The 20,873-nt window shown below is 67.4% G+C and carries 21 protein-coding genes; 12 read left to right on the plus strand and 9 right to left on the minus strand.

Going from position 1 to position 20,873, the window contains the following annotated elements; all coding sequences use genetic code 11:
* Positions 1-133: 133 nt before the first annotated feature.
* Entirely contained in the window at positions 134-940 is an 807-nt protein-coding gene (locus tag TMO_RS04020) for an SDR family oxidoreductase (protein WP_014744313.1), read from the minus strand.
* A gap of 267 nt (positions 941-1,207) precedes the next feature.
* Between TMO_RS04020 and TMO_RS04025 the strand changes: the two genes are divergently transcribed.
* The gene (locus TMO_RS04025; RefSeq protein ID WP_014744314.1) at positions 1,208-1,966 is read left to right on the plus strand and encodes an SDR family oxidoreductase; all 759 of its coding nucleotides are present in this window, start codon (positions 1,208-1,210) and stop codon (positions 1,964-1,966) included.
* 297 nt (positions 1,967-2,263) lie between these two features.
* Entirely contained in the window at positions 2,264-2,755 is a 492-nt protein-coding gene (locus TMO_RS04030; RefSeq protein ID WP_014744315.1) for a rhomboid family intramembrane serine protease, read from the plus strand.
* A 17-nt stretch (positions 2,756-2,772) separates the two neighbouring features.
* On the opposite strand, the gene TMO_RS04035 is transcribed toward TMO_RS04030, so the two are convergent.
* Positions 2,773-3,117, minus strand: coding sequence for a GIY-YIG nuclease family protein (locus tag TMO_RS04035; RefSeq protein ID WP_014744316.1), 345 nt, complete (start codon positions 3,115-3,117; stop codon positions 2,773-2,775).
* Positions 3,118-3,238: 121 nt separating this feature from the next.
* On the opposite strand from TMO_RS04035, the gene TMO_RS04040 reads away from it, so the two are divergent.
* The 8 genes from TMO_RS04040 to TMO_RS04075 all read left to right on the plus strand — a co-directional run bounded on the left by TMO_RS04040 (position 3,239) and on the right by TMO_RS04075 (position 11,007).
* Entirely contained in the window at positions 3,239-3,862 is a 624-nt protein-coding gene (locus tag TMO_RS04040; protein ID WP_014744317.1) for a DUF2239 family protein, read from the plus strand.
* A 224-nt stretch (positions 3,863-4,086) separates the two neighbouring features.
* Positions 4,087-4,560, plus strand: coding sequence for a GNAT family N-acetyltransferase (locus TMO_RS04045; RefSeq protein WP_014744318.1), 474 nt, complete (start codon positions 4,087-4,089; stop codon positions 4,558-4,560).
* A 439-nt stretch (positions 4,561-4,999) separates the two neighbouring features.
* Entirely contained in the window at positions 5,000-6,313 is a 1,314-nt protein-coding gene (locus TMO_RS04050) for an ABC transporter substrate-binding protein (protein WP_014744319.1), read from the plus strand.
* Between the two features lie 114 nt (positions 6,314-6,427).
* Positions 6,428-7,324 (plus strand): branched-chain amino acid ABC transporter permease, encoded by an 897-nt coding sequence (locus TMO_RS04055; RefSeq protein ID WP_014744320.1) that lies wholly within the window; start codon positions 6,428-6,430, stop codon positions 7,322-7,324.
* Between the two features lie 14 nt (positions 7,325-7,338).
* Complete coding sequence (locus tag TMO_RS04060) at positions 7,339-8,364, plus strand: branched-chain amino acid ABC transporter permease (RefSeq protein WP_014744321.1); 1,026 nt, start codon at positions 7,339-7,341, stop codon at positions 8,362-8,364.
* Entirely contained in the window at positions 8,361-9,110 is a 750-nt protein-coding gene (locus TMO_RS04065) for an ABC transporter ATP-binding protein (protein WP_014744322.1), read from the plus strand. Before TMO_RS04060 ends, TMO_RS04065 begins: the two co-directional genes overlap by 4 nt.
* Before the next feature lie 19 nt (positions 9,111-9,129).
* Entirely contained in the window at positions 9,130-9,789 is a 660-nt protein-coding gene (locus TMO_RS04070; RefSeq protein WP_014744323.1) for an ABC transporter ATP-binding protein, read from the plus strand.
* Positions 9,790-9,831: 42 nt separating this feature from the next.
* Positions 9,832-11,007, plus strand: a complete 1,176-nt coding sequence (locus TMO_RS04075; protein WP_014744324.1) for a class I adenylate-forming enzyme family protein — start codon at positions 9,832-9,834, stop codon at positions 11,005-11,007.
* 57 nt (positions 11,008-11,064) lie between these two features.
* Here the strand turns inward: TMO_RS04075 and istB are convergent, their stop codons facing one another.
* From istB to TMO_RS04105, 7 genes are all read right to left on the minus strand, one after another.
* Entirely contained in the window at positions 11,065-11,856 is a 792-nt protein-coding gene (istB, locus tag TMO_RS04080) for an IS21-like element ISPa36 family helper ATPase IstB (protein ID WP_003097544.1), read from the minus strand.
* Complete coding sequence (istA, locus tag TMO_RS04085) at positions 11,843-13,342, minus strand: IS21-like element ISPa36 family transposase (RefSeq protein WP_003097546.1); 1,500 nt, start codon at positions 13,340-13,342, stop codon at positions 11,843-11,845. Before istA ends, istB begins: the two co-directional genes overlap by 14 nt.
* A gap of 119 nt (positions 13,343-13,461) precedes the next feature.
* Positions 13,462-15,396 (minus strand): tyrosine-type recombinase/integrase, encoded by a 1,935-nt coding sequence (locus TMO_RS04090; RefSeq protein WP_003097548.1) that lies wholly within the window; start codon positions 15,394-15,396, stop codon positions 13,462-13,464.
* A 219-nt stretch (positions 15,397-15,615) separates the two neighbouring features.
* Entirely contained in the window at positions 15,616-15,756 is a 141-nt protein-coding gene (locus TMO_RS31535; protein ID WP_014744327.1) for a hypothetical protein, read from the minus strand.
* A gap of 358 nt (positions 15,757-16,114) precedes the next feature.
* Positions 16,115-16,432, minus strand: a complete 318-nt coding sequence (locus tag TMO_RS04095) for a YggT family protein (protein WP_014744328.1) — start codon at positions 16,430-16,432, stop codon at positions 16,115-16,117.
* 79 nt (positions 16,433-16,511) lie between these two features.
* The gene (locus TMO_RS04100) at positions 16,512-18,278 is read right to left on the minus strand and encodes a sodium:solute symporter family protein (RefSeq protein ID WP_014744329.1); all 1,767 of its coding nucleotides are present in this window, start codon (positions 18,276-18,278) and stop codon (positions 16,512-16,514) included.
* A gap of 13 nt (positions 18,279-18,291) precedes the next feature.
* Positions 18,292-18,564 (minus strand): DUF4212 domain-containing protein, encoded by a 273-nt coding sequence (locus tag TMO_RS04105; RefSeq protein WP_041604819.1) that lies wholly within the window; start codon positions 18,562-18,564, stop codon positions 18,292-18,294.
* Positions 18,565-18,798: 234 nt separating this feature from the next.
* On the opposite strand from TMO_RS04105, the gene TMO_RS04110 reads away from it, so the two are divergent.
* Together TMO_RS04110 and TMO_RS04115 are read left to right on the plus strand one after the other, a co-directional pair.
* Positions 18,799-19,410 carry a hypothetical protein gene (locus TMO_RS04110; RefSeq protein ID WP_041604820.1) on the plus strand — a complete coding sequence of 204 codons (612 nt, stop codon included), beginning with the start codon at positions 18,799-18,801 and terminating at the stop codon, positions 19,408-19,410.
* A complete protein-coding gene (locus TMO_RS04115; RefSeq protein ID WP_014744332.1) occupies positions 19,391-20,800 on the plus strand; it encodes a 3'-5' exonuclease in 1,410 nt (469 codons plus the stop codon). Before TMO_RS04110 ends, TMO_RS04115 begins: the two co-directional genes overlap by 20 nt.
* Positions 20,801-20,873: the final 73 nt, after the last annotated feature.

Consider the following 20,873-nt stretch of genomic DNA (forward strand, 5'->3'; position numbering starts at 1 on the left):
CTGATCGGGCCGTCTTATACAGTCGAGGCTAAGGGGGTGTCAGTATGTCCACAAGGGCGGATTTCCGGCGTTTTCTGCCATGATCAGGACATGCGCCGGGCTGTTTCTGGTCTTGGCCGTGCGGCCGGGTGTCTCAGCCCGGCTCATGCCCCCAGCTCTGGGTCAGCTGCGGCACGCCGCCGGCCGACCAGCCGCCATCGACCGGCAGGACCACGCCGCTGACATAGGATGCGGCATCCGAGGCCAGGAACAGGGCGACCCGGGCGACGTCTTCGGGGCTGCCCTGGCGGCGGAGCGGCACGCTGCGCTCGACCATGGCATTGGCCTCGGGCGTGGGGGCAAGGCGGGCCATGCCCTCGGTGCCGGCGATCGGGCCGGGGACCAGGCTGTTGATGCGGATGCCTTCAGGCCCCCATTCCTGGGCCAGCACCCGGGTGATCATGTCGACGCCGGCCTTGGCGGCGCAGACATGGACCTGCAGCTCCATCGCCTGGAAAGCCTGCGGGGCCGATATATTGACGATCGCGGCCCCCGGTTTGCGCAGATGCGGATGGGCTTCGCGCATCACATGGAAGGTGCCGATCAGGTCGATATCGACCACGGTGCGGAAGCCGTTGGGTGAGATGCCGAGGGCAGGGGCCGGGAAGTTGCCGGCAGCGCCCGAGATCAGCACGTCGATCGGGCCCAGCGCCTTGGCTGCCGCCTCGAAGGCTGCGCGGACCTGGGCCACGTCGCGCACATCGCATTGATAGCCCTCGACCGCGCCGCCATGGGTGGCGAGCTCGGCAACGGCGGCCTGAACCTTTTCGGGCTTGCGACTGGCCACCGCCACCGCGGCACCGGCCCGGGCGAAGCCATGGGCGATGCCCAGATTGATGCCCGAGGTGCCGCCCATTACGAAGACGGTCTTGCCGGTGAAATCGAAACTGAAGCCGGTCATCTGCCGGGTCTCCTCTCCTGTCCGCCCCTGCGGATGCCCCGCGGGTTTGCGCCGGTTGGGCCCGGTGTTCGATGGGCCGGTGTCTTATGGGGCCGGCGTCTTATGGTGCGGGGCGTTCAGCATAAGCGGGCAGGCGGGAGACCGGAAGCGGGGCTGCATGCCCAACCCGGTTTCAAGTCGCGTTGGCATGGCGGTCGACGGCCGGCTCCTGCATGATTTCATCCGCAACCGGACAGATAGTGTCCGGACGATCATCCGGGAGAGGAGATGCGCCTGATGACTGACCAACCCCTGAGCGGCCAGGTCGTCTGGGTGACCGGTGCCGGCAGCGGCATCGGCGAGGCCGGGGCCGTGGCGCTGGCCGAAGCCGGTGCGGTGGTCTATCTGAGCGGAAGGCGGGCCGAGCCGCTGGAGGCCGTGGCCGGGCGGATCCGCGATGCCGGGGGCCAGGCCCTGATCGCCCTGCTGGACGTGGCCGACAAGGCCGAGGTGAAGCGGGTGGCCGACGAGATCCTGGCCGCCCAGGGCCGGATCGACATCCTGATCAACAGCGCCGGGCTGAACGTGCCGGAACGCGCCTGGAACGTGGTCTCGCCGGACGGCTGGGATCAGGTGATCCGGGTCGATCTGGACGGCGCCTTCTATTGCACCCATGCGGTGCTGCCGGCGATGCGCAAGGCCGGCGGCGGGCTGATCATCAACGTCTCGTCCTGGGCCGGGCGCTACGACACGCGCCTGACCGGCCCCGCCTACAACTCCGCCAAACATGCCATGCTGGCGATGAACGCCAGCCTGAACATCGAGGAAGGCCAGAACGGCATCCGCGCCTGCGCGATCTGCCCGGGCGAGGTCAACACCCCGATCCTGGACCGCCGGCCGGTGCCGGTTTCCGCCGAAGACAAGGCGCGCATGCTCCAGTCGGAAGATCTGGGCGCGACCATCCGCTTCGTCGCCACCATGCCGGCCCATGTCTGCCTGAACGAGATCCTGATCAGCCCGACCTGGAACCGGCTGAACGTGATCTGATCGGGGCCGGGTCGAAAGCCGGGCTGGCCGCCACCATTGACAGCGGCGGCCCGATCGCCGACATGCAGGGGCGCCGGATGCCCGCCGGCGCCCCGGTCCCGCTCTCTTCGCGGGCCCCGCAGAGGAGAGACGAGACCTTGCGCATGCAGCACGATCCCCGCATGGCCGAGCAGCTGCGCCGCCGGCAGCCGATGTTCAACCTGCCGCGGGCGACGCAGATCCTGATCGCCATCAACGTGATCGTGCATCTGGTGCGCCAGATCCTGCCCCAGGGAACCGACTGGGAGCTGATCGCCAATGCGGCGGTCGATCCCCGCCCGCTATACCTATGGCCCCGGCTTCGACCTGCCGTCGATCATCGCGCCGCTGACCTTCCAGTTCCTGCATGGCGGCTTTCTGCACCTGCTGTTGAACATGGCGCTGCTGGCGGCCTGGGGCGCGGGTGTCGAACGGGTGATCGGCCCGCTGCGCATGGTGGTGTTCTATCTGGTCTGCGGCGGGGCCGGCGCGCTGGCCCATGTGCTGCTCTATCCTGAGAGCATGGTGCCGATGATCGGTGCCTCGGCCGGGATCAGCGGGCTGTTTGCGGGCGTGCTGATCATCATGCGTCGTCACCGCGCCAGCGGCGGCGCCATCCTGCCGCTGGCGCTGCTCTGGATCGCGACCGCGGTGATCACGGGCATCTGGGGCACGCCGGGAGCAGAGGGCGAATCGGTCGCCTGGGTCGCCCATATCGGCGGCTTCCTGGCCGGGCTGGCGCTTTTCCCCTTCGCGATGCCCAGGCGCTGAACCGTCAGAGGGGGCCGTCAGAGGGGATGGGCCTTCAGCGCCGCCCGCCAATGGGCGGCGCGCGCCTTCAGCCAGTCGGTGACGACATAGGGCGCCGGGGTTTCCTTGCCTGGGTCCATCACCTCCAGCACCTCGAAGCCCAGCCCGGCCTCGCCGTCGCCGGCCCAGGCGGCCTGAAGATCGCGCGCCCGGTGGCTGCCATGGCGCAGCGTGAACAGGATCCGGTTGCGGATCGTCCGCACATCCGGCGCCGACCCCACCCAGACCGCGCCGGTGGTGGCCGAGCGCAGGGCATAAATGCCCGCGGCGCTCCTGCGCTCCTTCCAGGCGTCGATCGCCGCCTTGCGATCCTGCCGGTTCATCTCATCGTCCTTTCTGCCATTTTTTACCCGGGTAAAAAATGCGATACCATCCGGCATGCGGTTTGCCAAGGGAATAATACCCGGGTATAAAACCGGTCTCGCGCACCGAAAGGCCCGGCCGATGCCCGTCACCGCCTCCATCCCCTGCACCGCCTCCACCCCCTGCACCGCCTTCGACGGCCCGCGCCGCATCGCCGCCGGCCCGCTCTCCCGCGTGGCGCCGGCCGTGAAGGCGGTGGTCGAGGCGGGGACGGCCGGCCCGGTTCTGGTCTTCGACGACCGGAGCGGCGCGGTGATCGATCTGGATCTGCGTGGCTCGGCCGACGAGGTGGCGGCACGCCTCGCCTCCGACCCGGTGCCGGACGAGGCACCGCGTGGTCGCGGCCGGCCGAAGCTGGGCGTGGTCGCGCGTGAGGTGACCCTGCTGCCGCGGCACTGGGACTGGCTGGCCGACCAGCCGGGCGGCGCCTCGGTCGCCCTGCGCCGGCTGGTGGAAGAGGCACGCCGCCGCGATGCCGGCCCGGCGCGCATCCGTGCGGCCCAGGCTGCCGCGCACCGCTTCATGACCGCCATGGCCGGCGACCTGCCGGGATACGAGGCGGCGCTCAGGGCGCTGCATGCCGCCGACCGCGCGGGCTTCGATGCGGCGACGACCGCCTGGCCCGCCGATATCGCCGGCCATGCCCGCCATCTGGCCTCCGCTGCCTTCGGTGAGGGCGCGTCGGAAAAGGGTCAATCCTCCTGACCCTCACCCCGAGAAAGCCTCGTTTGCGGGGGGCAGGCCGTCTGCCGGAAGATCGGGCCGTTCCAGGTGATCGGAACGCCCGTCATCCCCAGGCCGGCGGCCCCTGCCGGCAGAGGGGCGTTCCCGGCGTGCAGTCGTCCCCTCCGGCGGCTGCACGCCATTTTTTTGGCGACAGTCTTCCACCAGTCCGCCCATCCTGGCCGTATCCCCAGCCAGGAGAGCCGATGATGAATGTCAGGCAGGCAACGCCGGAAGATGTGACGGTCTGCGTGGCGCTCGCCGAGGCACGCCGTGACGCCTACGAGGCATATGAGCCCCGGTTCTGGAAGAAGTCGCCAGACTCTGCTTCGGCTTGCCGAACCTGGTTCGAGACGCTGTTCTCCGACGGGCGAAGCATGTGTTTCGTGGCAGAGGAGGAGGGCAGCATCCTGGGCTTCGTCATCGGGCGCGGCTTTCCCACGCCGCCTGTCTACGATCCCGGCGGTGCCACGGCCATGATCGATGATTTCTGCGTCGTCAGCGCGGACCGGTGGGGTGATGTCGGTCGGGCCCTGTTGCGGGACATCCGGGCGGAGATGAGACGGCAGGGCTTTGCCCAGGTGGTCGTGGTGAGCGCCCGCAGGGATCTGGAGAAGACGGCGTTCCTTGAGGAAGCCGGCCTGTCCCTGGCCTCCACCTGGTGGACCTCTGCCATATAGCCTCCGGTTCTGCCGGCGAGGCCTTCCCGCTCCTGTCCGATGGTCCGACAATCCGTCTTCATATCGTGCATTTTTGCAGAAGATGTCAGAATCTTTTTGCAGGACATAGGCCGTCGTATCCCTGGCGTTTTGCGGAGTCCGGTCTGTTCTCAAAAATGCTGCACCCGCACAGTGGATCCATATTGTGGATCATCTGCCCTGATCCATTGACCCGCCCTGTCTCAGCCTCCTAAGATGGCCAGGCAATATCCTTACAAAAAGAGCGGCCGAGTCGACATCCGAACAGTGTTTGAGGCGCCATCCGGGAGGAAACCGGAATGTGGCGCCTTGGGACATGGGATGGCGGGATCGGCAGCCGATGCATCGAACGGACGCTTGTTCGAACAATGACAGGGCCGGCGGGTGGCTCCCGGACGGCACCTGAAGGGAGGAACCACCAATGACCATGCGCACGCGCCTGGGCCGCCTCGTCTGCGGTCTGGCCGGCGGCGTCGCCGCCGCGGCCCTTGCCCTCGGGGCGGTTCCCGCCTCGGCCGAGACCTTCAAGCTCGGCATCGTCACCTTCCTGTCCGGCCAGGCCGCGGAAGCCTTCGGCGTGCCGGCGGCGAACGGTGCCAAGACCATGATCGCCGGGCTGAATGCCGGCCAGCTGCCGGCCCCCTATGCGACCAAGGGCTTCGGCGGGCTCGAAATCCAGCCGGTGATCATCGACGAGGCCGGCGGCGCCACCAAGCAGGTGCAGGAACTGCGCAACCTGATCCAGCGCGAGCAGGTGGACGCGGTGGTCGGCTATATCAGCTCGGGCGACTGCCTGGCGGTGGGGCCGGTGGCGGAAGAACTGAAGGCGCTCCTGATCCTGTTCGACTGCGGCACGCCCCGCATCTTCGAAGACAACAAGTTCAGCTACGTCTTCCGCACCGCCGCCCATGCCACCATGGACAATGTCGGTCTGGTCCGCTACCTGAAGGACCACGACGTCAAGATCAACACCTTCAGCGGCATCAACCAGGACTATGCCTGGGGCCATGACAGCCGCAACGACTTCGTCGCCGCGATGGGCCAGCTCTATCCCGAGGCGAAGTTCGAAGCCGATCTGCTGCCCAAGTTCGGCGCCGGCCAGTACGGCACCGAAATCTCGGCGCTGCTCCGCCAGGGCTCCGACGTGGTCTATTCCAGCAACTGGGGCGGTGATCTGCAGGCACTGATCCTGCAGGCCGGTCCGCGCGGCCTGTTCAAGCGCAGCCAGGTCGTGCTGTCCGCTGCCGACCATGTCCTGCCGGCCCTGGGCGACAAGATGCCCGACGGCACCATCATCGGCGCCCGCGGCGCCTATGGCCTGATGAGCCAGCCCAGCCCGCTCAATGACTGGTGGCAGAAGACCTACACCGCCGAGCATGGCGTCTATCCGGTTCAGGCGCCCTACCGCATGGCCCAGGCGCTGCTTGGCCTGAAGACCGCGGTCGAGAAGGCGATGGCATCGAACGGCGGCAAGAAGCCGACCCCGGACGAGATCGCGGCCGCGCTCAAGGGCTCCAGCTGGGAAAGCCCGGCCGGCACCATCACCATGGCCAATGGCGACGGCCATCAGGCGATCCAGGACATCGCTTTCGGCCGCACCCGCTATGACGCCGACAAGAAGATGGTGGTGATCGAGGATGTCGGCCGCTATCCGGCGAAGTGCGTGAACCCGCCCGCCGACATGAAGGCGATCGACTGGATCAAGGCCGGCTTCCCCGGCGCAGAGTGCAACTGACCTGATCCTTCCTCCGCGGCCGGTCCGGCCGGTGGGCAATCCGCCCCGCCGCCCGGACCGGCCGTTCCGTCTCGGGCGCAAGCCCCACCCGTCGTCTTCCCGGAGACCTCTCCGATGGAGCTTCTGCTCACCGTCCTCGTGGACGGGCTGATCTATGCAGCCTGGCTGTTCATCGTGGCGCTGGGGCTGACCCTGGTCTTCGGCGTGCTGAAGATCCTGAACATCGCCCATGGCAGCTTCTACGCGATCGGCGCCTATGCCGCCGCCTCGACCGTCGGCTGGTTCGCGAGCCTGGGTCTTGCACCCGAATGGTCGCTGTTCGCCATGCTGCTGGCGGCGGCCGGCGTTGCGGCGCTGCTGGGGCCGCTGCTGGAACGCGGCCTGCTGCGGCTGTTCTACGGCCGGGACGAGGTGCTGCTGGTGCTGGTCACCTATGCGCTGTTCCTCATGCTGGAAGATCTGGTCAAGCTGGTCTGGGGCGTCGATCCCTATTACGTGTCGGAGCCCTATATGCTGTTCGGCAATATCGAGGCCGGGCCGCTGTTCTATGTCGGCTACGACATCGCGTTGATCGGGCTGGCCGTGCTCTGCGGCCTGGCGGTCTGGTTCGGGCTCAATCGCACCACCATCGGAAAGATCGTCCTCGCCGTCATCCACAACCCCGAGATGTCGGCTTCGATGGGCGTGAACATCAACCGGGTTTATGTCGGTGCCTTCGTCTGCGGCGTGTTCCTGGCGGCACTCGGCGGTGCCTTTACCTCGCCCCAGATCTCTGTGCAGCCGGGGCTCAGCGTCGGGGTGATCATCCTGAGCTTCGCGGTGGTGATCATCGGCGGGCTCGGCTCGATCGAGGGGGCCGCGGTGGGCGCCCTGATCGTCGGGATCGCCCGCGCCGGTGCGGTGCATCTGGTGCCGGATGCCGAGCTGTTCATCATCTATCTCGTGATGGCCGCGGTGCTGGTCTTCCGTCCGGAAGGCCTGTTCGCCCGCGTCCAGGCGCGCAAGATCTGACGGGGGTGCCTCTGATGTCGACCCGATCCGCCGTCCTGCGCCCGCTCGGGGTGGCTGCCCTGGTGGTGGCGGCCCTGGCCGCGGCCGGCCTGGCGCTGCCGTCCTGGCTGCTGTTCCTCGCCACCATGGCCATCGCCCATGCGGTGGTGGCGCTTGGTCTCGTCTTCATGATGCGCGGCGGCCTGGTCTCCTTCGGCCAGGGCCTGCCCTTTTGCCTCGGCGCCTATGCCGCCGGGCTGGCCGGGCCGTGGCTGGGCCTTGCCGATGCGGTCTGGCTGCTGATCCTTGGCGGCATCACCGCCGGTGTCGTCGCCGCCGTGTTCGGCCCGCTGCTCGCCCGCTATCGCGGCATCTTCTTCGCCATGCTGACGCTGGCGTTGTCGATGGTGCTCTACGGCCTGCTGGTCAAGGCCACGCCGCTCGGCGGCTCCGATGGCCTCAACATCGCCCGACCGGCCATTCTGGGCGTCGAGCCCACGGCCGAGACCGCAGATTACGCGCTGTTCCTGCTCGCCATCGTCACCGCCGGCATCCTCTCGGCGATCGCGGCCGCGCATTTCAATTCCGTGCGCGGGCTGATGTCGCTGGCGGTCAAGGAGAACGAACTCCGCGTCGAATACATGGGCGCCTCGGTGCGCTCGATGATGGCGGTGAATTTCATCGTCGCTGCGGTCTATGGCGGCATCGGCGGGGCGCTCGCCGCCATCGCCCTCGGCCATATCGAGCCGACCTTCGCCTACTGGACCACCTCGGGCGAAATCGTGTTCCTGGCGATCCTGTCGGGCCAGGTGAGCGTGGTGGCGGTGTTCGTCGCCTCGCTGATCCTGGAACTGGTGCGGTCCTTCGCCAATCTCTACTTCCCCGAGACATGGCAGCTGGCGCTGGGCGCCTTCCTGCTGGCGGTCATTCTGTTCCTGCCCAAGGGCATCGGGTCGATCTGGCATCGCGGCCCTGCGAGCCGCCGCGGCTCCGCCGCCGACGAGCCAGTCACCGATGGGCCAGTCACCGATGGGCCTCTTGCCAAGGAGAGTGGCCGATGAACAAGGCGACCCCGGTGCTGGAGACCCGCAATCTCCAGAAATCCTTCGGTGCCGTCACCGCCGCGCGCGACATCTCGGTCGCGGTGGAGGCGGGCACGCGGCTCAGCGTCATCGGCTCCAACGGCGCCGGCAAGACCACCTTCGTCAACATGGTCACCGGCTATCTCAAGCCCGACGAAGGATCCATCCTGCTGGCGGGGGAAGACGTCACCCGGCTGGACCCGCGGCGGCTGACCCGTCGCGGCATCGCCCGGTCCTTCCAGATCCCCCAACTCTGCGCCGAGCTGACGGCGCTCGAGAACATGCTGGTCGCGCGGGCGGCGGCCGAGGGCGGGCTGCCCTTCTTCCGTCCGGCGCGGTCGGCAGAAGCGCGTGATGCGGCCCTCGCGGTGCTTGAGCGTTTCGGCCTGGCGGCGATCGCCGATCGGCCGGTGCTGGAACTGGCCGGTGGTACCCGCAAGCTGCTCGACATCGCCCTCGCCATGACCGGCCGGCCAAAGCTGCTGATGCTGGACGAGCCGACCAGCGGCGTGTCGGCGGAAGAGAAATTCCCGTTCATGGACCGGATCATGGCGGCGCTGGATCGGGACGGGGTGACCGTGCTGTTCGTCGAGCACGACATGGACATCGTCGGGGCCTATGCCGACCGGGTGCTGGCCTTCTATGCCGGCCAGATCATCGCCGACGGCGCCCCGGACATGGTGATGGCCGACGAGGGCGTGCGCCGGCACGTCACCGGCCACTGACGGCGGAGGAGGGATCCCCATGCTCCAGATCGATCACGTCTCCACCGCCATCGCCTCGGTCCGGGTGCTGCGCGATGTGAACCTCACCGTCGGCACCGGCCAGATGGTCGGGCTGGTCGGGCGCAACGGCGCCGGCAAGACCAGCCTGATGCGCACGGTGATGGGTCATCTGCCGGTGACCGGCGGCCGGATCACGTTCGAGGACATCGACCTTTCCACCCGGCCCAAACACGCCCGGGCGGCGCTCGGCATCGGCTTCATGCAGGAAGATCGTGGCCTCGTCCCTGAACTGACGGTGGAAGAGAACATCCTGCTGCCGGTCTGGGTGTCGAAGAGCCTGAAGCCCAAGCCCCGGCTGGATCTGGTCTACGGCTACATGCCCGAGCTGACCGAGATGCGCGACCGCCGGGCCTTGCAGCTGTCGGGCGGTCAGCAGAAACTGGTGGCGCTGGCGCGCGCTCTGGCCGTCGGCACGAAACTTCTGCTGCTGGACGAACCTTTCGAGGGCGTCGCCCCGGCGCTGGCCCAGCGCCTGGCCGATGTCATCGGCCGGCTGCGTGCCGAGAAGCAGTCGATCCTGATCTCGCATTCCGACATGAACCACGACAAATCGCTCTACGACGACGTGACCGTCATCGAACGCGGCGCCAATGCCGCGGCCGGTGCTGCGGCGCATTGAGCTGCCGCCTTCCGCTCCCCAGTCAGATGCGAAGCCAGACCGATGTCCCAGACTGATCAGACCAATCCCGCTCCCGTTCTCCGGCGCGAACTCCATTTCGGCGACCGCGTCCTGCCCTGTTACGCCGATCGCCCCGCCGATCTGGGCGCGCTGGTCCGCGCCACCTTCTCCCGCATGGTCGAGGCCGAGGCGGTGATCGACGGCGACCGGCGGATGACCTATGCCGGGCTGGAAGCGGCATCCGACCGGGTGGCGGGTGCCCTGGCGGCGGCGGGCGTGGCCCAGGGGGACCGGGTCGGCCTGCTGCTCGGCAACCGGGCCGAGATCGTGACCGCCTGGGTGGCCTGCATCCGGCTGGGGGCGATCGCGGTGCCGCTCAACACCCGCGAGCAGAAGCCCGAACTCACCTATGTGCTGGGCAATTGCGGCGCGAAGGCCGTGATCTTCGAGGACGAGCTTGCCGACCGCCTGCCCGATGCGGCGGATGTCCCGGCGCTCGCCCTGCGCATCGCCGTGGGCGATGGTGACGGGCCGGCGCCCGCGGGCGCTGTGCCCTGGGCCGAGATCGAGGCGGGCCGGCCCTTCGGCGGCTGGGCCGCGGTCGGCGAAGACGACACCGCCGTCATCCTTTATACCTCCGGCACCACCGGCAAGCCCAAGGGTGCCGAGCTGTCGCACATCAACATCGTCCATTCCTGCGAGCACTATGTTGATCACATGGCGCTCACCATGGACGGGCGCGAGCGATCGGTGCTGGCGGTGCCCGCAACCCACGTCACCGGGCTGGTGGCGGTGGTGGCGCTGATGATCCGGGTCGGCGGCGCCACGGTGATGATGCGCGCCTTCAAAGCGCCCGCCTTTCTGAAGCTCGCCGAAGCCGAGCGCATGACCTATGGGATCATGGTGCCGGCGATGTACAATCTCTGCCTGCTCCAGCCCGATTTCGCCGGCTACGACCTCGCCGCCTGGCGGATCGGCGGCTATGGCGGGGCGCCGATGCCGATGGCGACGATCACGCGCCTGGCCGAACTGCTGCCCGGGCTGATCCTGGTCAATGCCTATGGCGCGACCGAGACCACCTCGCCCAGTACGATCATGCCGCTCGGCGAAGGTGCCACCCGGGGCGACACCGTCGGCCGGCCGGTGCGCTGCGCCGAGATCCGGATCATGGACGAGGCCGGCCGCGAGGTGGCGCCCGGAGTGTTGGCGCGCACTTAAAACTGACCCAGGCTGCGCGTTGAACTTTGACCCACCCGGTGTACGGGGCTGAGGGTATCAGTTGGTGGTCTGGGTGGTGGCCTCCTTTGCCCTGATTCTGGCTTTGGTCTTGTTGGCGGCGGTGCTGTTGCGCAGCCGCCAGGAGTCGTTGCCGGTCTCCAGGATGTGGCAGTGGTGGGTGATGCGATCCAGCAGCGCGGTGGTCATCTTGGCGTCGCCGAACACCTGACCCCATTCGGAGAAGGCCAAGTTGGTGGTGATGGCGAGGCTGGTGCGCTCGTAGAGCTTGCTGATCAGGTGGAACAGCAGCGCGCCGCCTGAGGGGGTGAACGGCAGGTAGCCCAGTTCATCGAGGATGACCAGGTCGGCATAGGTCAGGCGCAGGGCGATCTGCCCGGCCTTGCCCTGGGCCTGTTCCTTCTCCAGCGCATTGACCAGTTCGATGGTGGAGAAGAAGCGCACGCGCAGGCGATGCTGGCGCACGGCCTGGATGCCGATGGCGGTGGCCAGGTGGGTCTTGCCGGTGCCCGGTCCACCGACAAGGACGACGTTCTCGGGGGTGTGGATGAAGTCACCCTGGTGGAGTCGTTCGACCAGTGCGCGATCAACGGGACTGGCCGCGAAGTCGAACCCGAGCAGGTCACGATGGACGGGGAAACGTGCGGCCTTCATCTGGTTGGCCTGGGCACGAACCTGCCGTTCGGCGGACTCGGCCTGCAGCAGTTCGGCCATCCAGTGTTCGGGCTCCATGGTGTGCAGGCGCATCTTGGCCAGCAGTTCGGGCCACTGGCTGGCCATGCCGTGCAGCTTGAGCTGCTGCATGCGCAGCGGCAGGTCAGGCGTCGACATGATCTGCCTCCCGCAGGGCGTCGTAGCGGGCCGGATCGGACACCGGCGGATGACGCAGCGTCACTCGCGAGGCGACCGTCTCGATCGTGCGGTCCGGATGCTGCAATCGCCCCAGCACGTTGAGCACGTGGTCGGCGCGCACCAGGCCGGACTCGAGTGCCAGTTCCACCGCCACCAGTACCGCTTCGAGCCCGTGCACGGGTACGGCGGCCAGCACCTGGGCCATGGCGCGGTCGCCGTGAGGCTGGCGCAGCAACACCTGCTGCAGCTTGCGCAGCGGATCGGGCATGGACAGGAACGGCGCGCCGTCACGCAGTGCCCCCGGCTTGCGCTGGACCAGGGCGATGTAGTGCTGCCAGTCGTAGTGGACCCGATCACGCTCGAAGCTGCGCCGGTGGCGGGCGACCTCGGCCTCGCCGACCACCACGGCCAGTTCGAAGGGATACACGCGCAGGCTGGCGACGGCGTGGGCGTGTTCGCACGGCACGCTGTAGCGGTTGCGCTGGAAGCTGACCAGCGCGGTCGAACTGACCCGCACCGGCCGCTCGATGTAGCCGTCGAAGGGCGCGGGCATCGGCATCAGGTGGGGCTGTTCGTCCTCCAGAGCTTCGGCCACGGTGATGTCGGAGGCATCCGGATGCGCCTGCATCGGCCAAGCGGCGCGGCACTCGCTGGCGAGCCAGGCATTGAGGGTGTCCAGATCTGGCCAGTGGCGGGCCCCGGCCTCGATCCAGATCTGTCGGCGCCGGTCCTGCACGTTCTTCTCGACCCGCCCCTTCTCCCAACCCGCGGCGCGGTTGCAGAACTCCGCGGCGAACAGGTAGTGGCTGGTCATGGCGTGGAAGCGGGCGTTGACCCGCCGTTCCCGGTGCTGGCCGATCCCGTCCACCGCCGTCTTCATGTTGTCGTAGATGCCGCGGCGCGGCACGCCACCGAAGGCGGTAAACGCCTGGGTATGAGCATCGAACAGCATCTCGTGGCTCTGGGTGGGATAGGCCACCAACCAGAAGGCGCGGCTGCAGGCCAGCTTCACGTGGGCGAGATCCAGCGGCATCTTGGCGTGGCTGCCGACGAAGGCGTACTCGCGGCTCCAGTCGAACTGGAAGGCTTCACCCGGAGGAAAGTGCAACGGCACGAAGGCCGGGCGGCGGCTGGCGCCGCCGGCCGCCTTCCACTGGCGGATGAAGGCCGTCACCCGGGTGTAGGTGCCCGGATAGCCGATCGCCTGCAACTGCGAGAACAGCACCTTGGCGGTGCGTTGTTCCCGCCGGGGACGATGGCTGTCGGCACGCAGCCACGTCTCCAACTGGGACCGGTAGGGATCGAGCCGGGAGGGCGAGGCTCGCCTGGGATAGACCGGCTCGGACTGGCCGCTGCGCAGCCATCGCCGGATGGTATTGCGGGATAGGCCCGTGCGCTTGGCGATCTCGCGCAGCGGCAGGCCATCGCGGAAATGCATCCGCCGGATCTTGGCCAACATGACCATGGTGATCACTCCTGAAATCCCCCGAGCAAAAGATGCTCAGGATGTGGGCTTCAGGTGGGTCAGTTTTACCCGCGCATCACCGCCGAAAGTGGGTCAGTTCTGGATGCGCGCCAACAGCGTCAGGCACTTTCGAGCATTGCCGCATCATTTAGCAACCGTTGAATGCGCTGGCGAGTCTCCTCTGGAATACCTTGCACAGACGAGTCAGGTCCGGGCCTGTTTGGCTGCTGCTGGGTGCCCGCGATGACCCGCACGACCATGCCCAAATTTCCTGGTGTCACGATGTCGATGGCTGCGCGATCACCCAGGTCCGGATGTGGGCGGGTCAGCATCCGGTACAGGTCCCACGGATCCGCATGCGGGCACTGGTTCATGAGCACCTGTGCCAGCTTGTGCTTGAGGGGTACCAGCTGCCAGTCGGGCACGCGTTGCCCGCGGTTGCCCAAGCTGATGGACAGCAGCTTGCCCGCCTTCAGCTCGCGGTTGATCTGGTCCTTGGACTTCCCGGCCAACTTGCCGAACAGCGGGACCGGCAGACTGCTCGGCGATTCGTAGATGACCAGCATTTCCTCGCGCTCGCGCTGGATGACAGACACCTCCGGCTCTGGCGCATGCGTCGGGGGCGGTGGTACCTGCGACAGTCGCTGGAATGTGATTCCCCCGTCGTTTGGCGTCACGACGATGGGTTCGGCCACCACAGGCGGAACGGATGCCGCAGAAGCAGCAGCGACGATGGTGTTGGGCTTGTCCTCCTCTGCCATGGCCGGCACGCCCTCGATATGGATCGTGAGGTGCGCGCTGGCCGCTTCCACTTGGCCCTGTTCGAGCAGATCGAGACGATCCGCCCAGTCCTGCATCATCCGGCGGCGCGGCTCAACATACTTGGCGTGGTTGTAGGCCGAACTCACCTTGTTCGGGTCCGAGTGCGAAAGCTGCGCGTCCACCCAAATCTTGGGATAGCCGATCTCGTTGAGCGCCGTCGAGATGGTTCCGCGGATGCCGTGACCGGTCAGTTGATCCTCGTAGCCCATTCGTTTCAAGGCCGCGTTGAGGGTGTTCTCGCTGATGCGCTTCTTGAGTTCGCTGCGGTGCGTGAGCAGATGGACCTGGGCCGGCCTCATCACACCCAACAGGTAGCGCACGATCTCGATGGCCTGCACGGACAACGGCACGATGTAGGGCGGAACGTCCTGCGGGCGCTTGCCGGCCTTGCGCATCTCGTCTTGGAGTTGCTTGACGATCTGCGGCGGGATGATCCACAGGCCACGGTCGAGATCGAACTGGTCCGGGGTCGCCAGCCGCAGCTCGCCGGTACGCACGCCGGTCAGGAACAGCAGCCGGATGCCGAGTTGGGTCTGCCAACCACGAGGGTTGTAGAGCCTGAGCTTGTGCAGGAACTCGGGAAGCTCCGGAAGATGCAGGTAGGGGTTGTGGTTCACCGGGGGCTTGGGCTCGGCCACCACGTCCAGGTCGGAGGCCGGATTGGCTTCCAGCCCCTCCACGATGACGAGGGCATAGCGGAACAACTGCCCCAGCCAGGTGCGGACCTTCTCGGCAGTGGTGAACGCCTTGCGCTCCTCGATCCTCGCCAGGACGCCCAGGAGTTGGGGCCGGCGAATGTCGTAGATCGACATCTGCTTGAGGCTAGGCAGCACGTCCTTGTTGAAGATCCGCAGGATTTGCGACAGCGTGCTGTTCCTGCCCTCCTTGATTTCCTTGCGGCGATGCTCGACCCACGCATCGAAGACGGCCTTGAAGGTGTAGTCGGCCGCAAGCTTGACCGCGTGTCGCTTCTGTTTCCGATCGGTATGGGGGTTGACGCCCTTTGCCAGAAGCGCCCGGGCTTCGTCGCGCAAGGTGCGCGCTTCGCGCAAACCGATCTCGGGGTAGTTCCCCAGGGAGATGCGCTTTTGCTTGCCGAGCCAGTAATAGCGCAAATGCCACGACTTGCCGCCGGTGCGGGCGACCACCAGGCCGAGGCCATCGGTGTCGGGGATGCTGTAGGTTTTCTCGGCGGCCTTGGCTTGCCGCACGGTCAGATCAGAGAGTGTCATCATCAAGCTCCTAAGTCTTGGACTTAGGCCCGATGCTGCTTGTCATCCCGATCCAACCCCAGCAACAACCCGGAACCGGCACGACCCGCATTCTTTGGCCTTGTTTTTGGCCTCAAAAATGGTGGCTGTCAGTGGACTTTCGTGGCTTTCGCTGGAATGAAAAAAGGAGCCGAAGCTCCTCTTTTCAATGACTTACAGACGTCAGTGGAAGTCTGTAGATCATAAATTGGAGCGGGATCTGAGACTCATCATGGGGTCATAGACCAGCGCCATCATGATGACCCAGATGGCGAACAGCGAAAAGGCACAGGCGCGGCGGACGGACACCGCCGCGGCTTGTTCGATGAGATCTGTCTGCATCTGAGAACGACGGGCTGAGGCCGGCTCCTTGGGGGACGGGCCGACGGTGCGTTGCGGAGACGGCGCGTTGTGGAACGGCGACGGGCAGAGGTGCCGGACGGCAGGACCACGTGACGGAGGAAGAGCACGCGACGGGAGAACACGGGAGCAGGGGCCGATACGGCAGACGACCTGCACCTGTTACCGAAGATGGGGGCCCCGTCACGGCGACGCCAGTGGCAAAATTGGTGCGTTTATCCTAGCCCGCGGGGCCCCGGCCTGTCATCCCCCGATACGAGGGCATGTCATGACCTTCTGCGCGAAGAGGCCCCGTCCGCGCGATCTTCAGGCGAAATTTCATCGGAATGCCGTGTGGATATCACGCGGGGGCGTTCAGGCGCGGCGCCAGGCCCAGATTGTACATCACCAGCCAGAAAATGATTCGCAGGATCCAGAGATAACCCGCCGCCACCAGCGGCCGCAGCCCCGGCAGAACGAAACGCGGGGTCAGCGGCGCCGTCAGCCGCAGCACCGGATCGGTGATCCGGCAGAAGAAGCGCCAGATGTAGTTGGGGTCCCCCGGCCGGATGAAGGCCGAGAGCAGGGCGCGCCCGATCAGGGTGTAGATCAGCAGCGACAGCACGTAATTGGGCAGGTTGTAGGTCCAGTAGGTCCAGAAGAACGGATCGAACTGCATGGGGTGGTGCGGTCTCTCAACGACGGCGGCGCCGGAAGGTTACTCCCTCCGGCGCCGCGCTGGCTTGACGGGCGATCGGTCAGTTCTTCAGGCCCTGGGCATAAGGATTGTTCTCGGCCAGGCGGGCGCTCGGCACCCGCACGAACTCGATGAAATCCTGCATGTCCTTCGACGGTTCCCGGGTCATCAGGCTGACCGCCCAGGTGACCAGGAAGCCGGCAGGGATGCCGAACAGACCGGCCGAGACGTTCCGCACGCCGAACCACAGCTCCATGCCATACCACTGGGTGCCGGCCAGATAGAACAGGCAGGCTCCGAGGCCGGCCAGCATGCCGGCACAGGCGCCAGCCTTGGTCGTACGTTTCCACCACACCCCCATCACGAGGGCGGGGAACAGCCCCGACGCGGCGATGGAGAAGGCCCAGGCGACCATGGCAAGAATGCCGGCAGGGCGGAACGAGGCGACATAGGCCGCAAGCATCGCAACCACGATCAGCAGCACCCGGGCCACGATCAGCCGGCGGGCGGCGCTCGCCTTGGGGTCGATCATCTTGTAGTAGATGTCGTGGCTGAGGGCGTTGGCGATGGCGAGCAGCAGACCGTCGGCGGTGGAGAGCGCCGCGGCAAGGCCGCCGGCCGAGACCAGACCGGCGATCACATAGGGGAGGCCGGCGATTTCCGGGGTCGCCAGCACGATCGCGTCATTGTTGATGGTGAATTCGGCAAGCTGAAGCAGCCCGTCGCCATTGGCGTCGCGGATGGCGAGCAGACCGATATCCGACCAGATCCGCACCCAGTCGGGCAGGCTGGCGATGGGCTGGCCGATGACGTTGGTATAGACCTCCAGCTTGGCGAAGGCGGCATAGGCGGGCGCGCTGAAATAGAGCAGGAAGATGAACAGCAGGCTCCAGCCCACGGAAGACCGCGCCTCGCGCACGCTGGGCGTGGTGAAGAAGCGCATCAGCACATGGGGCAGGGCGGCGGTGCCGACCATCAGGCACAGCACCAGGCTGAAGAAGTTCAGCATGTCGCCGTCGCGGGCGAAGGCGGTGACATGGCCGACCGCAACGCCGAGCGTCGGCTCGATCTGCTCGATTTCCTGCAGCGCATAGCCGTACATGATCTGCGGCACCGGCACGCCGGTCAGCTGCGCCGACATCAGGATGATCGGGATCAGATAGGCGATGATCAGAATGATGTACTGCGCAACCTGGGTCCAGGTGACGGCACGCATGCCGCCCAGCATCGAGCAGACCAGAATGCCGACGAGGCCGACGAAGATGCCGATCTCGAACGGGATCGCCAGAAAGCGCGAGGCGATGATGCCGGCGCCGGTCACCTGGGCCACGACATAGGTGAAGGAACACATCATCAGCACGGCGATGCCGATCAGCCGTGGCGCGTGACCGTCATAGCGGGTGCCGAGAAAGTCGGGCACGGTGAACTGGCCGAATTTGCGCAGATACGGTGCAAGAAGCACCGCCACCAGCACGTATCCGCCTGTCCAGCCCAGCACATAGGCGAGCCCGTTGTAGCCGGAAGCATAGAGCGTGCCGGCCATGCCGATGAACGAAGCGGCGCTCATCCAGTCGGCGGCGGTGGCCATGCCGTTATAGAGGGCGGGCACCCGCCGGCCGGCGACATAATATTCCGAGACCTGGACCGTGCGGCTCAGGATGCCGATCATCGCATAGACGCCGATCGTCACCGCGACGAAGGCGTAGCCGATGATCCGGTCGGGCACGCCCATCTGTTCCAGGATGGCGAGCAGAATGGTGAAGCCGACGAAGCCGCCGGTGTAGATGCCGTAGACCTTGCCCAGATTCTGGGTGAAATCGCCTTTCATGGCCCGTGCCCCTTCAGTCTTCGGACACGCCGAATTCGTCGTCGATCCGGTTCTGGCGCGCGACATACCAGAAGATCAGCCAGACGAAGATGATCAGCGAGCCCTGTGCGGCCATGTAAAAGCCGAGCGGGAAGCCCAGGATCCGGATCTGGTTCAGTTCCGGTGCGAAGGCGTGGATCACGAATCCCGACAGGAACCAGATCGCGAGCACCGTCCACATCAGGCCCTTGGTTCTCTGCCAGTACTCCTGCGCCTTCTGCGGCGTCAGGCTGCGATTTTCAGACATGTCTCCCCCCATAAGCTCCACATGGCCGCTTTCATGCAGCCTTGGCCGGCCGGGCCGGCGGTCACCCGTCGGATCAACCCAGGGGCGGGTGACGATCTTCTATAGATTTCCGGGCCAAACTGGTAATCTTGTCAACAACCAAGATGACGATCCGCTGATCGCAGCGGCTTCTTCTGTAAAATGCGACAGAATGTTTCCCGAGGGAGGAGGTTGCCCCCACCGATGCTCCGGAGAATGATGCGCCTTCTGCGCGAGACGCCGCGCGATCGCGACCGGGCTGCCCTCGACCGCTTCGTCGAAGCGCAGTCTGCCTATATTGCGCAGCGCATGACCATCGGTTACTGCGAGATCAAGGCAGGCCCCCTGCGGCACAGCCTGTTTCGCGAAGCGGGATTTCAGGTCCTGCTTGAACGGTCGCGCTGGGAAGCCTTTGCCGCCGTGCGGGCCGATATGGCGGTGGCGATCCGCGACCGGCTGCGGCTCCATGCCGGGGATCCGGCCGCCATCGAGAGGGCGCTGGTCGAAGACTTCGCGGCCGCCCTGGCGGCCGCCCCGCATTTCACCGACCGGCCAGACGGCTTCGCTGCCGAGGTGGCGGCGCTTGCGGCGCGCCTGGCGCTTGGCCGGGCCGCAGATCCGCAACCCCCGGCCCGGATTTTCGCCCAGGGCGGCGGCCGGGTGTTCGACTGCCTGCCCATCCATCCCAGCCTGCGCGACCACGAGCGGGAGATGATCGTGAACGGGGTGTGCTTCCACGCCGTGGGGGCGCTCGCCAGGGCCGATCTGCGCTTCGACTGGCCCGCACTCGCCGCCGATCTGGCTGCCGGTGCCCGTGCTGCCGCGTAACGTGCTGCCGCGTGACGGGCTGGCGCGTGACGAGAACCGGCCGGCGCTGATCGCCGCCGGGCTGCTGGCGGCGGGCGGGCTGGCCGGTGCGGGGTGGGCGGGGCTTGCGGCGGGGGCCGCGACCCTGCCGCTGGGGCTTGCCCTGTTCGCCGGCGCCTCGGGGTTGGGGCTCGGCCTCTGGATCATCCGCTCGGCCGCCCGGGCTGGCCGGCGGCTGCGGGGCGATCTGGCCCAGGCGCTGCGGGCGGCGACCGATCCCGATCTGCCGCTCCCGGCCTTTGCGGCCGGGGATCTGCCGGGCGCCGACGGGCGGCTGGTGGCGCTGGCGCGGGCGCTTGCCGAAACCGCGCGGGCCGCCGGCGGCCGCGGCGATGCCCGGCTTGCCGCCCTGGTCGCGGCCCTGCCGGTTCCGCTGATGGGGGTGGGGGCGACCGGCCTGGTCACCCTGGTCAACCCGGCGATGGCGGCGCTGATCGGGGCGGTGATGCCCGGAACCTCGGTCTATGCGGCGCTGGCGCGGGAAAGCCTGGCCCCGCTGCTGGCGGCCGCCGGCGGCGGCATGCGGCGGGCCGGCGTTCATCATGTCGATGGCCGGCTGCTGGACCTGACGGCCGTACAGCTGCCCGCCCCGGCGGCGACGGCGGGCTGGCTGATCTTTGCCGATCCACCGGCGGCCGGCATGCCGGTCCTGCCGGCCGCCGAGCTGCCGATGGCGCTGGCGCTCCACGATCTTGCTCCCGATCTGCCGCCGGCCTGTGATGCCACGCCGCTCGACCGGCTGCCGGTGCTGTCGCTGGATCTCGAGACCACGGGCCTTGAGGTGACCACCGACCGGATGGTCTCGGCGGGCGCGGTGTGCATGGTGGGCGGGCGGCTGTTCCTGGCCGATGTCCTGGACATGCTGGTCGATCCGGGCGGACCGGTGCCTGCGGCCGCGACCCGCGTTCACGGCATCGACCGGGCGATGCTGCAGGGTGCGCCGCCGCCGGTGGTGGCGGTGGAACGGCTGACGGCCCTGGCGGCCGGTCGGGTGGTGGTGGGGCATAATATCGGCTTCGACCTGGCCGTGCTGCGTGCCGAAGCGGCCAGGGCGGGCCGCGCGGTACCCGACTGGCTGGAGCCGGGCGGGCCGGCACTGGACACGCTGCGCCTGGCGGCACGGCTCGACCCCGACCGGCCGGAACTGGATCTGGAGGCCATCGCCCACCGCTACGGCATCGCCGTATCGGGCCGGCACACGGCCCTGGGCGATGCCCTGCTCACCGCTCGGGTGTTCGCGGCCATGATCCCGCGCCTGGTCGAGATCGGGGTGCATGATCTGGGGGCGGCCCGGCGCTTTGCCGATGCTGCGGGGGCCGTGGCTGCGGCGCAGCGTCGCGCGGGCTGGTAGGTCGCGCGGGCTGGCGATCGGCGGCGTGGCATGGAATGATCGGGGGGCGCATGATCGCAGCAGCCTCATGATC

The organism is Tistrella mobilis KA081020-065, assembly GCF_000264455.2.
In the GTDB taxonomy this organism is placed as follows: Bacteria; Pseudomonadota; Alphaproteobacteria; order Tistrellales; family Tistrellaceae; genus Tistrella; species Tistrella mobilis.